The sequence below is a fragment of the Streptomyces thermocarboxydovorans genome (assembly GCF_039524635.1).
In the GTDB taxonomy this organism is placed as follows: domain Bacteria; phylum Actinomycetota; class Actinomycetes; order Streptomycetales; family Streptomycetaceae; genus Streptomyces; species Streptomyces thermocarboxydovorans.
In genome coordinates this window covers 15,363-32,796 of record NZ_BAAAGU010000057.1, presented here as the reverse complement: position 1 = coordinate 32,796, position 17,434 = coordinate 15,363, and the positions used below count along the sequence as shown (strand labels likewise).

Genomic DNA, 17,434 nt, shown 5'->3' with positions numbered 1-17,434 from the left:
GACAACCGTCCATCGCTCCAACGCCTTGTCCGCATACGTTCGTCCCGCTGCGAGCCGCCGGGGCAACGGCGGCTCCCCACACGGGAGATCGGGGGTGCTTGTGCGCATCGGACTGCTTACGGAGGGTGGTTATCCGTATGTGAGCGGTGACGCCAGGCTCTGGTGCGACCGCCTGGTGCGCGGGCTCGGTCAGCACGAGTTCGACGTCTATGCGTTCAGCCGCAGCCAGGCGGAGGAGGACGAGGGCTGGGTCCCGCTGCCACCGCAGGTCAGCCGCGTGCGCACGGCACCGCTGTGGACGCCGGAGGACGACGGGGTGGTGTACGGGCGCCGCGCACGCCGGCGCTTCACGGAGCACTACGCCGAACTGGCCGCCGCGCTCTGCGCCGCCGGCCCCGCCCCGACCGGCGCCCGTCCCGACGCGGGTCCCGCCACCGCCGAGACGCCCGGCGTCCCGCCCCAGGCGGACCGTTTCGCCAACGCCCTCTACGGTCTCGCCGAACTCGCCCGCGAGGAGGGCGGACTGGCGGCGGCCCTGCGTTCCGAGACCGCCGTACGCGCCCTGGAGCGCGCCTGTCGTGCGCCCGGTGCCCAGCGCCCCGCGCGCGAGGCGCGCGTACCCGATCTGCTCGCCGTGGCCGCGCACCTGGAGCGCGCCCTGCGCCCCCTGACCCTCGACTGGTACCAGGAGGACGGCCTCGGCGCGGTCGACCTGTGCCACGCCGCCTCCGGCGGCACGGCCGCGCTGCCCGGCCTGCTCGCCCGTCACTTCTTCGGCGTCCCGCTGCTGGTGACCGAGTACGGCGTGCGGCTGCGCACCCACTACCTGACCCGGCCCGACTCCTCACCGGCCGTCCGCTCGCTGCTCGCCGCCTTCCACGGCAGGCTCGCCGCCGAGATCTACCGTCAGGCCGCCTTCATCACGCCGGGCAACACCCACGCCCGGCGCTGGCAGGAACGGTGCGGCGCCGACCGGGCGAAGCTGCGCACGGTCTACTCCGGCATGGACGCCGCCCCCTTCACCGAGGTAGGGGAGGGTCAGGAGAGCGCCGATCCGCACACCCTGGTCTGGGTCGGGCGCGTCGAGCCGGCGAAAGACCTGGTGTCGCTGCTGCACGCCTTCGCGGAGATCCGCAAGCAGGAGCCCGGGACCCGGCTGCGCATCATCGGCGGCCCCGCCGGGCCCGAGGGCGAGGCCTACCTGGGCCACTGCCGGATGCTGGCCGCCCAGCTCTTCCCCGACGAGGCCGAGGGACCGCACGCCGTGGGCGACAACCCGGTGTCCTTCGAGGAGACCGGCGGCCCGGAGCTGCCCACCCCGGCCGACGCCTACGCCGCCGGTGCGGTGACCGTGCTGTCCAGCGTGGTCGAGGGCTTCCCCGTGCGGCTGGTCGAGGCGATGTTCTGCGGCCGGGCCACGGTCTCCACCGACGTCGGCGCGGTCGTCGAGGTCATCGGCGGCACCGGCCTCGTCGTCCCGCCGCGCAACCCGCGGGCGCTCGCCGAGGCGTGCGTCTCCCTGCTGCGCGACCCCGAGCGCCGTGAGCGCCTCGGGGCCGCCGCCCGCGCCCGCGCGCTGGAGCTGTTCACCGTCGAGCAGAACATCGCCGCCTTCCACGGCCTGTATCTGGAGATCGTCGCCCGCACCCCGGTCCGCCGCCTGCCGCTGGACCACACCGGCGCCCCCCAGCCCTTCGCCACCCCCGCCGAGGCCCACGTCCCCGGCCACTGGACCGACCCCGCGCCCCGCCCCGTGCCCAGCTGGGCCGCGCAGGAGCAGGTCCCCGTCACGGAGGCAGCACGATGACCGACCTCAGCGCGCCGGCCCGCGAGCCGGGCACCCCCGCCCCCCGCCGGGGCGCCGACCCGGTGAAGGCCCTGCTGCACCGCCACCGCGAGCTGTGCGAGACCGCCGTGGACCCCCTGGAGATCGCGGCAGGGCTGGAGGCGCACGGCGTCACCGACCGCACCGCGGCCCGCTTCCGCCACCGGGACGTCTTCTCCCTGGCCGAGGAGCTCTACGCCCGCGCCAACCACCACACCGACGCGCCCCCCGCCGCACCGCCCGCACCGGCGCCCCGCACCACCTGGGCGGTCCTCACCCTCCTGCCCGGCCTGCTCTGCCTCGCCACCCTCGCGGCCCTCCGCCTCACCGCCGGCCAGACGCGCCTGCTGACCGCCGCCGTGGGCACGCTGGCCGTCTTCCTCGCCCTGCGCGCAGCCCTGCGCCGGGGCCCCCTGAGCGGCCCCCGCTCCCCGGGCACGGCCCTGCCGGTCTGCTGGCTCATCGCCTACGCCCTCCTGGGCGAAGGGCTGCTGCGCGCCGCACTCACCGGCGGCCCCGACACCCCGCCCACCACCGCCGACTGGCCGCTCACCGCGGCGACCCTCGCGGCCCTAGCCCTGGCCTGCGCACCCGCCGCCTGGACGACCCACCTCTTCCGCACCCGCACCCACCGCCGGCTCACCGCCAGCCGGGCCCTGGAGGACTTCGCCACCTCGGTACGCCCGCTGCTGCTCGGCACGGTCGTCCTCCATCTGCTCGCGGTGGCCGCCCTCACCCTGCTCACCGCGGCCCTCCTCGACGAGGCCCCGGCCCTCGGCACCACCCTCACCCTGGGCGCCCTCCTCCACCTGTCCCGCCTTCTCGCCGTGCACGGCTTCACCCACGCCCCCCGGGTGATCCTCACCGCCACGGCCCTCACCCAGGCGGCCGCCCTGGCCACCGTGTTCGCCGCGCGCCTGCCCGGCCTGGCCGCCCTCGCCACCCCCGTGGAGACCCTGGTCACCGCCTGGACGCCGTCCGCCCTCCCCGCCCTCACCTGCGGCGCGGCGGCCTGCGTCCTGCTGCTCCACGCCGCTCGCCGGCTCACCCGAGCCTCGGCCCACGCCCACGCGGAGGCCCGCCGATGACCCCCGGGCAGCCGGGGCGCCCACCGGCAGCCGCACACGGCCTCACCCGCACGAAGGAGGACCCCACATGACCACCCGTCCAGGAGCCTCGGACGACGCCGAAGGAGTCGCGCGATGAGAGTCCTGCTGATCGGAGCCAACGGATTCATCGGCCGCTTCGTGGCGGACCGCCTGCTCGCCGACCCGGCCGTGCAGCTCACCGCCCTCGGCCGCGGTGACGACGCCGACGTCCGCTTCGACCTCGCCACCGGCAGCCCGGGAGCGCTCACCCGCTTCCTCGACGCCGTCCACCCCGGCGTCGTGGTCAACTGCGCCGGCGCCACCCGGGGCGGCGCCCGGGAACTCACCCGGCACAACACCGTCGCCGTGGCCACCGTCTGCGAGGCACTGCGCCGCAGCGGCTGCGGTGCCCGGCTGGTGCAGGTCGGCTGCAGCTCGGAGTACGGCCCCAGCCAGCCCGGCTCCTCCACCGCCGAGGACGCGGTGCCGCGCCCGGGCGGCCCCTACGGCGTCAGCAAGCTCGCCGCCACCGAACTCGTCCTCGGCTCCGGCCTGGACGCCGTCGTGCTGCGGGTCTTTTCGCCCGCCGGTCCCGGCACCCCCGCCGGCTCCCCGCTCGGCCGGCTCGCCGAGGCCATGCGCCGGGCCATGCAGTCCGGCGACGGCGAGCTGAAGCTGGGCGGCCTCGGCGCCCAGCGGGACTTCGTCGACGTGCGCGACGTGGCGCGCGCGGTCCACGCCGCCTCGCTCTCCGCGGCGCAGGGCGTCATCAACATCGGCTCGGGCCGGGCGGTCCGGCTGCGCGACGCCGCCGCGATCCTCGCCCGGGTCGCCGGATACGGCGGCGCGCTCCACGAGCTCGACAGCCCCGGCGTGCACGCCCCGCACGGGGTCCACGCCCACGGCACGTATCTGCGGCCGGCCATCGGTCACCCCCGCTCCGGCGACGCCGACCACCACCCGGCCCCCGTCGCCTTCCCCTACCCGGACGGCTGCGGCAGCTGGCAGCAGGCCGATGTGCGCACCGCCCGCGACCGGCTCGGCTGGCGCCCCCGCATCAACCTCGAGGAATCCCTGGCCGACATCTGGATGGAGGCGGCATGCCGTATCTGAGCCGTGCCAAACCGGGCATCACCTGCACGGACTTCCGCACCGGCTTCGGCATTCCCGGCATCGCGCACCCGCTCGTCGCCCCGGCCGAGTGGAAGGCGCTCACCACGCCCGGCGCACCCCTGCACTGGGTCGTCCTCGACGTGGCCGACGGGCCCGGCGCCCAGCCCGACCCGCACTGCCTGGACGCGGCCGGACGGCTGCGCAACGCCGGCGTCCGCGTCCTCGGCCGCCTCGACTCGGCGCACGGCGACCGCGGCTTCGGCCAGGTGATCGCGGACGCCCACCGCTACCTCGACTGGTACGAGGTCGACGGCTTCCTGCTGGACCGGTGTCCCGCCGACGCGCTGCGGCTCTACGAGATGCGGCGCACCACCGCCGCGCTCCGCGTGCTGCGTGACGATGCCCACATCGTGCTCGGGCACGGCATCCATCCGCACCCGGGCTACGCCGACATCGCCGACCAGCTGGTCACCTTCTCGGGCCCCTGGAGCGACTACCGCTGGTCGCAGGTCGCCGAATGGACGGCCGACCTGCCGCCCGAGCGGTTCTGCCACTTCGTCCACGGAGTGCCGCGGCCCCACCTGGAGGAGGCGCTGCGCATCGCCCGCTGGCAGGGGGCCGCGACGATCTACTTCACCGACCACACCGATCGCACCGGGCGCGGGGGCCGGTCCGAGACCTGGGAGACGAACCCCTGGGAGGTGCTGCCCGGCTACTGGGATGAAATCGTCTCGCGGATCGGAACAGGTGTCTCGGAATGAAAAAGCCCATGGCAGTGTTACGGAGGAACAACCGTACTGATTGACCGACCAACGGAGTCCCCGTGTCGCTGCCACCCCTGGTCGAGCCCGCTTCGGAGCTCACCGTAGACGAGGTCCGCAGGTACTCCCGCCACCTGATCATCCCCGACGTGGGGATGGACGGGCAGAAGCGGCTGAAGAACGCCAAGGTGCTGTGTGTGGGCGCCGGCGGCCTGGGCTCGCCGGCGCTGATGTACCTGGCCGCCGCGGGCGTGGGCACGCTCGGCATCGTGGAGTTCGACGAGGTCGACGAGTCGAACCTGCAGCGCCAGGTCATCCACAGCCAGGCCGACATCGGCCGCCCCAAGGCCGAGTCCGCCCGTGACACGGTCAAGGGCATCAACCCGTACGTGAATGTGGTCCTGCACGAAGAGCGGCTCGAGGCCGACAACGTGATGGACATCTTCAGCCAGTACGACCTGATCATCGACGGCACGGACAACTTCGCGACCCGCTACCTGGTCAACGACGCCTGCGTGCTGCTCGGCAAGCCGTACATCTGGGGTTCCATCTACCGCTTCGACGGCCAGGCCTCGGTGTTCTGGGCGGAGCACGGCCCCTGCTACCGCTGCCTCTACCCGGAGCCCCCGCCCCCCGGCATGGTTCCCTCCTGCGCCGAGGGCGGCGTGCTCGGCGTGCTGTGCGCGTCCATCGGCTCCATCCAGGTCAACGAGGCGATCAAGCTGCTGGCCGGCATCGGTGAGCCGCTGGTCGGCCGCCTGATGATCTACGACGCCCTGGAGATGCAGTACCGCCAGGTCAAGGTCCGCAAGGACCCCAACTGCGCGGTCTGCGGCGAGAACCCGACCGTCACCGAGCTCATCGACTACGAGGCGTTCTGCGGCGTCGTGTCCGAGGAGGCCCAGGCGGCGGCCGCCGACTCCACGATCACTCCCAAGCAGCTCAAGGAGTGGCTCGACGACGGCGAGAACATCGAGCTCATCGACGTCCGCGAGCCGAACGAGTACGAGATCGTCTCCATCCCGGGCGCCCGCCTGATCCCCAAGAACGAGTTCCTCATGGGCAACGCCCTGGAGAGCCTCCCGCAGGACAAGAAGATCGTCTTGCACTGCAAGACGGGTGTCCGCAGTGCGGAAGTCCTCGCCGTCCTCAAGTCCGCCGGCTTCGCCGACGCGGTCCACGTGGGTGGCGGCGTCGTCGGCTGGGTCAACCAGATCGAACCCCACAAGCCGGTGTACTGACCCGGGTTCGCCCGCCGGCGCACCAACGGGACTGAAGAAGCCCACGGCTCTGAACTGGTCAGATGCCGTGGGCTTCTGCCTCGAATGGCCGTAGCCGCGTCGCACGCTCTGTGGTCGTGCCGGAGCCTGGAGACGTGACCGATCGAAACGCCGGGCGAGTCCGTGTGGGACGATCACGCCTGGTGTGGGCTGGCGCTGCTCTGATGGTGGTAGGCCTGACTTTGCTGGCCGTGGTTCTGATCGGCGGTTTGACGTCGCCGAACGAATCAACGAGGCCGCCGCCCACACCATCCACCAGTCAGGAACCGGAGCCGCCGGCGCCCTCGCCGACCAGCGAGATGCCGGACGGTTCACCTCCCGCCGATTCCACTTTCAGCGAACCCGTTGAGGACACCGCCAGCAAACCTGCTGAGGAAACAGAACAGCCTCGACCCCCGTCAGCTCCTGCGGCGGTGACCATCACGGTCACGGAAACAAAGACGGAACCGCCCGGGGGCAGCAGTGGAAAGGCAGGACTCGACGTTCCCAGCACCATCACCGCAGTCGCGGGGCTGGTCACTGCTGGAGTCGGGGCAGCTTCCTTCCTCTCGGGAAAGAAGGGGAACCCACGAGCAGCCGACGAATCCGGGGCGCGGTGATCATGCGGGCGGCAGCAACCGCGCCTCGCGGCCTCGTCAGGAACAGACCTTCCCGTCCTTCGGGACCGTGCCCTCGATCAGGTATGCGTTGACGGTGGAGTCGACGCAGTCGCTGCCGTTGCCGTAGGCGCCGTGGCCCTCGCCCTTCCAGGTGAGGACTATGCCTACGTTCTTGCCGAGTTCGTCGGCCATGCGGCGGGCGCCCTCGTAGGGGGTGGCCGGGTCGCCGGTGTTGCCGATGACCAGGATGGGGGCGGCTCCCGGGGCGCTCACCTCGGGGGTGTCGTGCTGGCCGGGGACCGGCCAGTCGTGGCACCAGCCGGCGATGTCCCAGCCGAGGGCGGGGCCGAAGACGGGGGAGATCTTCTCGAACTCCGGCAGCAGCTTCTTGGTCTCCTCGAGGCTCGGCCGCGCCTTGTCGTCCAGGCAGGAGATGACGCGCTGGGAGTGGGTGGTGGTGCCGTAACGGCCGGAGGCGTCGCGCTCGTTGTAGCCGTCGGCCAGGGCGAGGAGTTCGGAGCCGTCGCCCTCCTCGGCGGCCTGCAGGGCGCTGGTCAGGGCCGGCCAGCCGTCCTTGCTGTAGAGAGGCAGGATGATGCCGGTGAGCGCCAGGGACTGGGTGAGCTCGCGGCCCTTGGTGGAGGTCGGCAGCGGCTCGGCGTCGATCCGCCGCAGCAGGTCCGCTATCTCGCGGGAGCCCTCCTCGGGGTCCTTGCCGGTGGACTTCAGATAGGCATCCAGGGCGCGCTGGAAGCCGAGGGTCTGGTTGCGGGCGTGGCCCACCATGTCGGCGCCGGGGTCGACGACCGCGTCGAGGGTCATCCGGCCCACCTTCTCGGGGAAGAGGTGGGCGTAGACGCCGCCCAGCTCGGTGCCGTAGGAGATGCCGAAGTAGTTCAGCTTGTCGTCGCCGACGGCCTGGCGGATGCGGTCCAGGTCGCGGGCCGTGTCGGTGGTGGAGACATGGCCCAGCAGCTCGCCCGCCGACTTGGCGCAGCCCTTGCCGAAGTCGGAGGCGTCGGACAGGAACGTCCGCTCCTCGGCCGGGGTGTCGGGCGTGGTGTCGACCGACGCCTCGGCCGCCTGGATGTCCTTGTCCTCCCGGCACCGGACGCCCTCGCTGGCCGCGACGCCCCGCGGGTCCCAGCTCACCAGGTCGTAGTGCTCGCGCAGCTCCGCGACCGTGTCGGCGTAGGACGGCAGCATCGACACGCCGGAGCCGCCGGGGCCGCCGAAGTTGAACACCAGCGAGCCGCGGCGCTCGTCGCCGGTCGCCTCGGCGCGGATCAGCGCCAGGGCGATCTTCTTGCCGTCCGGCTTCGACCAGTCCAGCGGCACCTCGAGCGTGGCGCACTGCCACTCGTCGCCCGGCGCGGGGGCGTCGCCGGTGGACTCGCACTTCGTCCAGTCGAGCGCCGAGTTGCCCCTCTTGTCGTCGTCGCGGGCCCCGTCGTCGCCGGACGAGCCGCTGCAGCCCGCCGTCAGGAGCGCGGCGGCGACCCCGAGAGCCGTCCACCGTACGAAGCGCGTCATGTGCCACATCCCCCCTCAGGTGCCCTCCGCATGTGCCGCGGCCGGCGGTCAGGCCATGGTAGGCGCACCCCGGCCGTGCCGTGGCAGCCTGTGGACAACCCTCTGACCTGCTGGCTTCTGACGCAGATCGGCGCAATCAGGTGCAGACGGTGCCGGTGGGCGGCACCTCTCCGTCCAGCAGATAGCCGTGCACCGCGTTCCGCACGCACCCGTTGCCGCTGCCGTAGGCGCCGTGCCCCTGCCCCTTGTACGTGAGCTCGATGCCGACTCCCTCACCGAGCGCCCGCACCATCCTGCGCGTCCCCTCGTAGGGGGTGGCCGGGTCGCCGGTGTTGCCGATCACCAGGATCGGCGCGGCGCCGGGCGCGCTCACATCGGGGTGGTCGGCGGCTCCCGGCACGGCCCAGTCGGTGCAGGTGACCAGGCCCCAGGCCAGGTAGTCGCCGAACAGCTCGGAGGCGGCGCGGAACCGGGGCAGGCTGCGCTCCACGTCCCCGGCGGTGTAGCGGGGCTTGTCGTCGGCGCAGTTGATGGCGACGTTGGCGGGGACGAAGTTGCTGTACTCGCCGTTCTCGCTGCGGCCGGTCATGCTGTCGGACAGGGCCATCAGGATGGTGCCGTCGCCGTCGTAGGCCCGCTCCAGCCCGTCGGTGAGGAACTCCCAGAACTCCTGCGAGTACAGGGCCTGGGCGATCCCGTTCATCGCCTCCGTCTGGGTCAGCTCGCGCGGGGGGATGCCGGGGATGGTCTTGCTGTCGAGGTCCTTCAGCAGGGCGGCGATGCGGTCCTTCACGTCCTGGGCGGTGTCGCCGACGGGGCACTCCTCGGTCTGCGAGACGCAGTTCTCCGCGTAGTTGTCGAGGGCGCGCTGGAAGCCCCGCGCCTGGCCGAGCGAGCCCTGCTCCGGGTCCTGCGTGGGGTCCACGACCGCGTCGAACACGGCACGGCCCACCTTCTCGGGGAAGAGGTGTGCGTAGACGCCGCCGAGTTCGGTGCCGTAGGAGACGCCGAAGTAGTACAGCTTGTCGTCGCCGAGGACCTGCCGCATCAGGTCGAGGTCGCGAGCGGTGTCCGTGGTGCGCACATGCGGCAGGATCGGCTCGGACCGGTCCTCGCAGGCCGCGTTGAACGACTTGGTGCCCTCCAGCAGTTCGGTGCGCTCGGCGCTGTCGTCGGGGGTGGCGTCCTGCTGGAAGTGTGCATCCAACTGCCGGTCGTTCAGGCAGAGCACCGGGGCGCTGCGCCCGACGCCGCGCGGGTCGAAGCTCACCAGGTCGTAGCGGGTGCGCAGGCGCTCGTAGTCCTCGCCGAAGGCGGGCAGCGCGGTGACGCCGGAACCGCCCGGTCCGCCGAAGTTGAAGATCAGGGAGCCGATGCGCCGGTCCGCCGGTCCGCTGGACCTGGACCGGATCAGCTCCAGACCGATGGTGTCGCCCTCGGGGTCGTCCCAGTCGAGCGGCGCCTTCATCGTGGCGCACTGCCAGGTCCCGCCGCCGGGCAGGGGCGAGGGGGAGGGGCCGCCGCCCTGGGCCTCGGAGGGGGCCGGGCAGTCCTTCCAGCTGAGCTTCTGACTCGTCAGGTCCTGCCCCGGGCCGCCGTCCTCGCCGCAGCCGGCCAGCAGCGCCGGCAGCAGCAGGGCGGAGGCGGTCAGGGCCGCGGCGCGCGCACGGAAGGACTTGGGCATGACCCCATCCTGCGGCCGTACCCGGCGGTAGGCGCGGGGCACCGGCCGTCCGGGCGAAACGGCCCCGGGGATCCCTGCACAGGCAGCGCTTCGGCGCTTGCGAGCCGGTGACGCCTGGAGCGCTTCCGAGCAGGCGAGCCCTACAGCGCTTCCTTGCGCGTGAGGTGGTTGAAGGCGAGCCAGCCCGGCAGCACCGGCAGCCACAGGGTCAGCAGCCGGAACAGCAGCACGGCCGGGGTGGCGACCGCCTGCGGGAGACCCACGGCGATCAGACCGACCGTGAGAGTCACCTCGACCGCGCCCACACCGCCGGGCGTCGGCGCCGCGGAACCCAGCGCGTTGCCCGCGAGGAAGACGACGGCGACGCTGGCGATGCTGATGGAGGTCGACTCGTCGCCGAAGGCGCGGACCGAGGCGTCCAGGCAGAGCACGAAGCAGGCGGTCAGCAGCAGCATCCCGCCGATGCCGGTGATCAGCTTCTGCGGCCGCTGCAGCACGTCCAGCATGCGCGGCACCACACCCGCGAACAGCGAGCGCACCCGGGTGACCACGAACTTCCGCAGGAACGGCACCGAGGTCACCACCAGCATCAGCACCGCCACCGTCAGCAGGCCCGCGATGACCGTGCGGGACGGCGACAGCGAGGGCGTCTTCTCGGTGCCGGTCAGGTAGCCGAAGGCCAGCAGCATCAGGACGTGACAGCCGAGCCCGAACAGCTGCGAGGCGCCGACGCTGGCCACCGCGAGGCCCGGCCGCACCCCCGCCCGCTGGAGGAACCTGGTGTTCAGCGCCACGCCGCCCACCGCCGCCGGGGCGACGATCTTCACGAAGGACCCGGCCACCTGCGCGGCCACGGTCCGCAGGAACGGCACCCGCTCCGGCACGAACCCCAGCAGCGCCAGGGCCGCCGCGAAGTAGGTGGCCGCCGAGAACAGCACCGCCGCGATCACCCAGCGCCAGTCCGCGTTGGCGATCAGCGGCCCGAACTCGATGTGGGTGAGCTGGGTCAGCAGGAAGTACGCGCCGATGGCACCGGCGATGAAGCTGATCAGGGTGCGCGGACGCACCCGCTCCAGACGGGCCGGCTCCACCGGCGCCTGGGGCCTGATCCGCAGCACCTGGTGCCGGATCTGGGTGAGCAGATCCTCCTCGCGCGCCTCCTCCAGGGCCTCGTCCAGCGCCCGCTTCTCGGCCCGCTGCTCGGCCCGCGTGGCCTTCTTGCCGGGCTTGCCGGGCGGGGTGCCCGCGGACTGCTCGGCGCGCAGCTGCTTGGCCTGCCGGGACGCCTCCAGCACCGCCTCGCGTTCGCGTTCCGCGCGCTCCCGGGCCAGCTTGCGCAGGGTCGCGCGGGTGGAGCGGCTCAGCGCGATCGGCTGAAGCATCGGCAGGCAGTCCGCCACGGCGTCCGGTCCGAGCACGCTCACCGCCGAGGACACCGCGCGCTCGGCGCCCACCCGCAGGCCGAGCGTCACCAGCAGCTGGGCGACGTCCATACGCAGCAGCAGCTCGCCGGCGGCGATCTCGCCGGCCCGCAGATCGGTGAGGAACACCCTGCCGGAACGATCCACCAGGATCGCCTCGCCCACCAGCCTGCGGTGCGCGATGCGCCGCGACTGCAGGGCCCGCACCTGGAGCCAGGTGTCGCGCAGCAGCTCGTCGGTGATCTCCTCGTCGGACAGCGCGTCGAGGGTGCGTCCGCCGATGTGCTCGTAGACGAGCATGACCGCGTCGGGGCCGAGCTCCGAGGTCGCGATCAGCTTGGGGGCGTTGGCCCCGGCCGCGATCGCCGCGTAGGCCAGCAGCGCCTCCTGCTCCAGCGCCTGGCGCAGCGAGGGGAGGCTGCGGCGGGTGGCGAAGCCGCGCAGGGTGAGGTTGCGCCACGCCCGGTAGAAGAACCCCTGGGCCTGCTGCTCCCGGTCCACCACCGTCACGTCCAGCGGCGGGCCGTCCTCCAGGGTGACGAAGTAGCGGCGGCCCCGGTCGCCGGCCTCGGGGGACTCCGCGGACTCCACCCGGGAGGCGGTCACCGGCCGGAAGCCCACCGTGCGCAGGCCCGCCATCAGGGTGCGCCCGGTGGGACGCACATTGGGCGAGCCGACGGCGTAGAGCGTGCCGTAGGCGACGGTCCAGCCGATCAGGACGGTGAGGATGATCGAGAACGGGGTGGTGTACCCCGCGACCAGCATGGAGAAGGCGTCGAGCAGCAGCACCACCCACAGCACCGCGCGCCACCGGGGTCTGCGGGACATCCCGACGGCCGTCATGTACGCGATCACCGGGGCGAGATAGCCGTGCACGGGATCGGTCAGGGCGTTGACGTCGCCGGGGGAGGGCTGGGTGAGCGCCTCCTGGATGGAGTCGGGGGCGGCCCGTGCCACCCACAGGTCGGTGGCGAGGGTCACCCCGTGCGCCAGGACGGCCGCGAGCACGCCGTCGGCGATCCGCAGGCCGTCGCGTTTGATCAGCCGCTCGATGGCGAACGCCACCGGCACCAGCAGGATCGCGATGCTGGAGGCCAGTCCCGCGATCTTGATGAGCAGGTCGGGCGCCTGTCCGGTGCCCTTGTTGATGTCCTGCTCCAGTCCGGCGGTGGTTCCGTGGGCGAACGCGGCGATCGCCAGCAGCACGCCGACGGCCAGGACGCCCACCAGCAGGCGCATGAGGTCGGACGGGCGGTGCACGCGGGCGGGGAGCAGCGGCTCATCGCCCTCGACCTCGTCGATGTGCACCGTGTCAGAAATGTCGGGCGCGTCCTGCTTCTTTGCCGCCTCGCGCCGGGTGTTCTTGCCGGATTCGCGTGACTCGCTCGACTTGCCCGACTCGCCGCCGTTCTTCGACTTGCCCGGCCTGCTGCCGTGCTTCGGGCCGGTGTCCGGGGTCCCCGGGCGCGACGAAGCGTCAGAGGTGCCCTCCGTGCCCTCGGGGTGCGCACCCTGCTGCTTCATCGTCTCTTCTTGGTCTCGTATCACCAGTCACCGCCCGCACGATGGTGGCATGCCGTACCGGTACAAGGGGGCATCAGGGTCCATATGCGGGCCGCACAGTCTGCCGGAAGCGCCGCCCCGGGGCGAGACACCGGCGTGCCCCCGTGCGCGTCGCGTTGTCGGTGGGGTGGTGCAGGATGGGCCGGATGAGTCAGGAGAGCCGACTGCCGGACATCGCTGCCGGCGCCGGGAGCGAGGGTGCCGGTCAGGCCCGCGCGGATGACGCCGGTGCGGGGGAAGCCCGCGCGGATGCGGCCGGTCAGGCCCGCGCCGGTGACGCCGGTGCCGGGGAGGCCCGTGCCGGTGACGCTCTGCCGCCGTACGTGGAACGCGTCCTCGAGGTGGCCGAACTGATCCCTCCGGGCCGTGTCATGACGTACGGGGACGTGGCCGAGTGGCTGGGCGAGGGCGGCCCGCGCCAGGTGGGGCGGGCGATGTCCCTGTACGGCGGCGCCGTCCCCTGGTGGCGGGTCGTCCGCGCGGACGGCGTCCTGCTGCCGGGGCACGAACTGCGGGCCCTGGCCCACTACCGCGCGGAGGGCACGCCGCTGAGAGAGGCGAGCCGGGCCGCCGAGGGCCACCTCCCGCGCCTCGACATGAGACGCGCGCGGTGGGACGGCGGCGGACACACGGAGGGTCACACCTGACAGCTTCCGGCATCCGGCGCCGCGCCGTGTGACCTGTGATCCGTACGGGGGAAGAAGGGCACGTCCGTGCCATGACGTACGTTCGTGAGGCGAGGGACGCAAGTGGCGCGCGTGCCTGGCGGGAAGAAGCGGAAGCCCTGCTTCCGGGGTCTCCACCGGCGTAGCGTCGGCTGCACGCGTCCCCCTCATCCCGCGGCCACCGCCCGCACCGCGCGGGACACCCAGCACACCCACCAGGACCGGCGAACCACGTGAGCTCCTCTTCCTCCACCAGCGACCTGCCGCACCCCCGGGTGCGCCGGGGGAGCCGTGGCGCCTATCGGCTGGTGCGTACCCCGCCGGCTCGCGTGAATCCCCCTCCACTGGACGCCGCACAGCGCTCCGTGGTTGACCACGAGTCCGGTCCGCTGCTGGTCCTCGCCGGGCCGGGCACCGGGAAGACCACCACGCTCGTCGAGTCCGTCGCCGCCCGCGTCGCCCGCGGCCAGGACCCCGAACGCATCCTGGTGCTCACCTTCAGCCGGCGCGCGGCCGTGGACCTGCGCGACCGCCTGGCGCTGCGCACCGGCGCCGCACGCGCCCCGCAGGCGACCACCTTCCACTCGTTCTCCTACGCCCTGGTCCGCGCCCACCAGGACAGCGACCTCTTCGTGGAGCCGCTGCGGCTGCTGTCCGGCCCCGAGCAGGACGTCACCGTCCGCGAGCTGCTCGCCGGGCAGGCCGACCTGGAGAAGCTCGGCCTCGCGCATGTGCGCTGGCCGGACGAGCTGCGCGCCTGCCTGACCACCCGCGGCTTCGCCGACGAGGTCCGCGCGGTGCTCGCCCGCAGCCGCGAACTGGGACTCGGGCCCCGGGAGCTGGAGGCCTTCGCCCGCCGCATCGGGCGCCCCGACTGGCGGGCCGCCTCCGCCTTCCTCGCCGAGTACCTCGACGTCCTCGACCTCCAGGGCGTCCTCGACTACGCCGAACTCGTCCACCGCGCGGTGCTGCTCGCCCGCCGCCCCGAGGTCGCCGCCCGGCTCGTCGAGCAGTACGACGCCGTGTACGTCGACGAGTACCAGGACACCGACCCCGCCCAGGTACGGCTGCTGCACGCCCTGGCCGGCGGCGGCCGCACCCTGGTCGCCTTCGGCGACCCCGACCAGTCGATCTACGCCTTCCGGGGCGCCGACGTGAACGGCATCCTCGACTTCCCGCACGCCTTCCGCCGGGCCGACGGCCGACCGGCCCCGGTCGAGGTGCTGCGCACCTCCCGCCGCTCCGGCGCGGCGCTGCTGGCCGCCACCCGTCTGATCACCCAGCGCATGCCGCTGCCGCGGCTGCCCGCCGACAAGGTCCGCGCCCACCGCGAGCTCACCGCGGCGCGCGACGGCGGCCGGGTCGAGGTGTACACCTACCCGACGCCCGGCACCGAGCTGGACAACATCGCCGACATCCTGCGCCGCGCCCACCTGGAGGACGGCGTTCCCTGGAGCGAGATGGCCGTCCTGGTCCGCGCGGGCGCCCGCACCCTGCCCACGCTCCGCCGGGCCCTCACCTCGGCCGGCGTCCCCGTCGACGTCGACGGCGACGACGTACCCCTGCGCCACGAGCCGGCGGTGGCCCCACTGCTGACGGCACTGCGCGCGGTGGCCACGGCGGAGGTACGGCGCCGGGATGCGGGGGATGCGGGGGATGCGGGGAACGCGGGGGACGCGGCGGGCACGGAGGGTGCTCCGGAGACCGGTGGCCGGGGGAGCGCCGGTTCGGAGAGCGCCGGTGAGACGGCGCCCGGTGATCACGAGCGCGGCGAGGCGGAGTCAGGCGGGCCGGGCGCCGGTGGTGTTGAGCCCGGCGGGCCAGGTGCCGGTGGCGTGGAGCCCGGCGGGCCAGGTGCCGGTGGTGTTGAGCCCGGCGGGCCAGGTGCCGGTGGTGTTGAGCCCGGCGGGCCGGAGTCCGGCAATGCGGAGTCCGGGGACTTTGAGCCCGGTGCCGCGGAGCGCGGCAGAGGCGAGGAGTCCTGCTGGCTGGACACCGAGACCGCGCTCACGCTGCTCACCTCGCCGCTCGCCGGGATGGACACCGCCGATCTGCGGCGCCTCGGGCGCGCGCTGCGGGAGGAGGAGCGGGCCGCGGGCAACCCGTTGCCGCCGCCGTCGGACGAGTTGCTCGCGCGGGCGCTCGCCGAGCCCGAGCGGCTGGCCGTGCACGACCCGGCGTACGCGCGGGGGGCGCAGCGCCTGGGCGCGCTGCTGCGCAAGGCACGTGAGTGCCTGGCCGGCGGGGGCACCGCCGAGGAGGTGCTGTGGGAGCTGTGGAACGGCACGCCCTGGCCGCAGCGCCTGGAGCGCGCCGCCCGGCGCGGCGGGGCGGCCGGCCGCAACGCCGACCGGGACCTCGACGCCGTCTGCGCGCTGTTCGCCACCGCCGCCCGCGCCGAGGAGCGCACCGGGGGCCGCGGCGCCCTGAACTTCCTCGAGGAGATCGAGGCCGAGGACATCGCCGCCGACACCCTCACCCGCCGCGCCGCCCGCCCCGACGCCGTACGCCTGATGACCGCGCACCGCTCCAAGGGTCTGGAGTGGCGGCTGGTCGTGGTGGCGAGCGTGCAGGAGGGGCTGTGGCCGGACCTGCGCCGCCGCGGCTCCCTGCTGGAGGCCGACCGCATCGGCCGCGACGGACTCGCCGAACCCCTCACCCCCGGCGCGCTGCTCGCCGAGGAGCGCCGCCTGTTCTACGTGGCCGCCACCCGCGCCCGGGACCGGCTGGTGGTGACCGCGGTGAAGGCCCCGGCCGACGACGGCGACCAGCCATCCCGCTTCCTCACCGAGCTCGGCGTCGAACCCAGGGACGTCACCGGCCGCCCGCGCCGTCCGCTGTCCGTGGCGGCGCTCGTCGCCGAGCTGCGCGCCACCACCGTGGACCCACGGGTCTCCGACGCGCTCCGTCAGGCCGCCGCACAGCGCCTCGCCCGGCTCGCCGCGCTCACCGACGAGGACGGCCGCCCGCTGGTGCCGGCCGCCCACCCCTACCGGTGGTGGGGCATGTTCGAGCCGACGGAGTCCAAGGTGCCGCTGCGCGACCGCGACCAGCCCGTGGTGCTCTCCGGCAGCGCCCTCGAGCAGCTCGCCAACACCTGCGCCCTGCAGTGGTTCCTGGGCCGCGAGGTGAAGGCGGATGCCCCCGCCACCGCCGCCCAGGGCTTCGGCAACGTGGTGCACGTGCTCGCCGACGAGGTGGCCTCCGGACGCACCCCGGCCGACCTCGACGTGCTCATGGAGCGCCTCGACTCCGTGTGGAACGCCCTCGCCTTCGACGCGCCGTGGAAGTCGGCGCAGGAGAAGGAGAACGCCCGGGTGGCGCTGGAGCGCTTCCTGAAGTGGCACGTCGACTCCAACCGCCTGCGCCCGGGACGCACCCCGGTGGCCAGCGAGCACGACTTCGACGTCACCCTGGAGGCCGGCGACTACCAGGTCCGCATCCGCGGCCAGATGGACCGCGTGGAGGCCGACGGCGAGGGCCGCGCCTATGTCGTCGACTTCAAGACCGGCAAGCAGGCGCCCACGGCCAAGGAGGTCGAGCGGCATCCGCAGCTCGCCGTCTATCAGCTCGCCGTCCGCGAGGGCGCCGTCGACGATGCCTTCGACGGGGTGCGCCCCGAGCCGGGCGGCGCCGAACTGGTCCAGCTGCGGCAGGGAGCCGCCAAGCGGGACGGCGGCGAGACCCTGCCCAAGGTGCAGGCGCAGCAGCCGCTGGAGGGGGAGTGGGTCGGCGAACTGCTGGCCACCGCCGCCGGGAAGGTGCTCGACGAGCGGTTCACCCCGAGCGCGGGCCAGCACTGCACGCGCTGCGCCTTCCGCGCCTCGTGCAGCGCCCGGCCGGAGGGACGGCACGTGGTGGAGTAGGGGCGGCTCCGGACTCCGCAGGGTGGCCCCCGGATT

Annotated in this window: 10 protein-coding genes; 7 read left to right on the top strand and 3 right to left on the bottom strand. The window is 73.6% G+C overall.

What is annotated here, in order from left to right:
• The first annotated feature begins 100 nt into the window (after nt 1-100).
• The 5 genes from ABD198_RS24315 (at nt 101) to moeZ (ending at nt 6,028) form a co-directional block, all read left to right on the top strand.
• Nucleotides 101-1,807 (top strand): DUF3492 domain-containing protein, encoded by a 1,707-nt coding sequence (locus tag ABD198_RS24315; protein WP_344005697.1) that lies wholly within the window; start codon nt 101-103, stop codon nt 1,805-1,807.
• Nucleotides 1,804-2,913 carry a hypothetical protein gene (locus tag ABD198_RS24310; protein WP_344005676.1) on the top strand — a complete coding sequence of 370 codons (1,110 nt, stop codon included), beginning with the start codon at nt 1,804-1,806 and terminating at the stop codon, nt 2,911-2,913. Before ABD198_RS24315 ends, ABD198_RS24310 begins: the two co-directional genes overlap by 4 nt.
• Nucleotides 2,914-3,027: 114 nt before the next feature.
• Nucleotides 3,028-4,026: an NAD-dependent epimerase/dehydratase family protein gene (locus ABD198_RS24305; RefSeq protein ID WP_344005674.1), complete on the top strand. Its 999-nt coding sequence runs from the start codon at nt 3,028-3,030 to the stop codon at nt 4,024-4,026.
• Nucleotides 4,014-4,787 (top strand): spherulation-specific family 4 protein, encoded by a 774-nt coding sequence (locus tag ABD198_RS24300; RefSeq protein ID WP_344005672.1) that lies wholly within the window; start codon nt 4,014-4,016, stop codon nt 4,785-4,787. Before ABD198_RS24305 ends, ABD198_RS24300 begins: the two co-directional genes overlap by 13 nt.
• A 62-nt stretch (nt 4,788-4,849) precedes the next feature.
• Nucleotides 4,850-6,028 carry an adenylyltransferase/sulfurtransferase MoeZ gene (gene moeZ, locus ABD198_RS24295; protein WP_344005670.1) on the top strand — a complete coding sequence of 393 codons (1,179 nt, stop codon included), beginning with the start codon at nt 4,850-4,852 and terminating at the stop codon, nt 6,026-6,028.
• A 674-nt stretch (nt 6,029-6,702) separates the two neighbouring features.
• On the opposite strand, the gene ABD198_RS24290 is transcribed toward moeZ, so the two are convergent.
• The 3 genes from ABD198_RS24290 to ABD198_RS24280 all read right to left on the bottom strand — a co-directional run bounded on the left by ABD198_RS24290 (nt 6,703) and on the right by ABD198_RS24280 (nt 12,828).
• Nucleotides 6,703-8,199, bottom strand: a complete 1,497-nt coding sequence (locus tag ABD198_RS24290) for an alpha/beta hydrolase (protein WP_344005668.1) — start codon at nt 8,197-8,199, stop codon at nt 6,703-6,705.
• Nucleotides 8,200-8,335: 136 nt separating this feature from the next.
• Nucleotides 8,336-9,883, bottom strand: coding sequence for an alpha/beta hydrolase (locus ABD198_RS24285; protein ID WP_344005666.1), 1,548 nt, complete (start codon nt 9,881-9,883; stop codon nt 8,336-8,338).
• Between the two features lie 140 nt (nt 9,884-10,023).
• Nucleotides 10,024-12,828, bottom strand: coding sequence for a lysylphosphatidylglycerol synthase domain-containing protein (locus tag ABD198_RS24280; RefSeq protein ID WP_344005664.1), 2,805 nt, complete (start codon nt 12,826-12,828; stop codon nt 10,024-10,026).
• Between the two features lie 350 nt (nt 12,829-13,178).
• Here ABD198_RS24280 and ABD198_RS24275 point away from each other — a divergent pair, with 350 nt between their 5' ends.
• The gene (locus ABD198_RS24275) at nt 13,179-13,514 is read left to right on the top strand and encodes an MGMT family protein (RefSeq protein WP_344005695.1); all 336 of its coding nucleotides are present in this window, start codon (nt 13,179-13,181) and stop codon (nt 13,512-13,514) included.
• Nucleotides 13,515-13,765: 251 nt separating this feature from the next.
• Nucleotides 13,766-17,398: a UvrD-helicase domain-containing protein gene (locus tag ABD198_RS24270; protein WP_344005662.1), complete on the top strand. Its 3,633-nt coding sequence runs from the start codon at nt 13,766-13,768 to the stop codon at nt 17,396-17,398.
• The last annotated feature ends 36 nt before the right edge of the window (nt 17,399-17,434 follow it).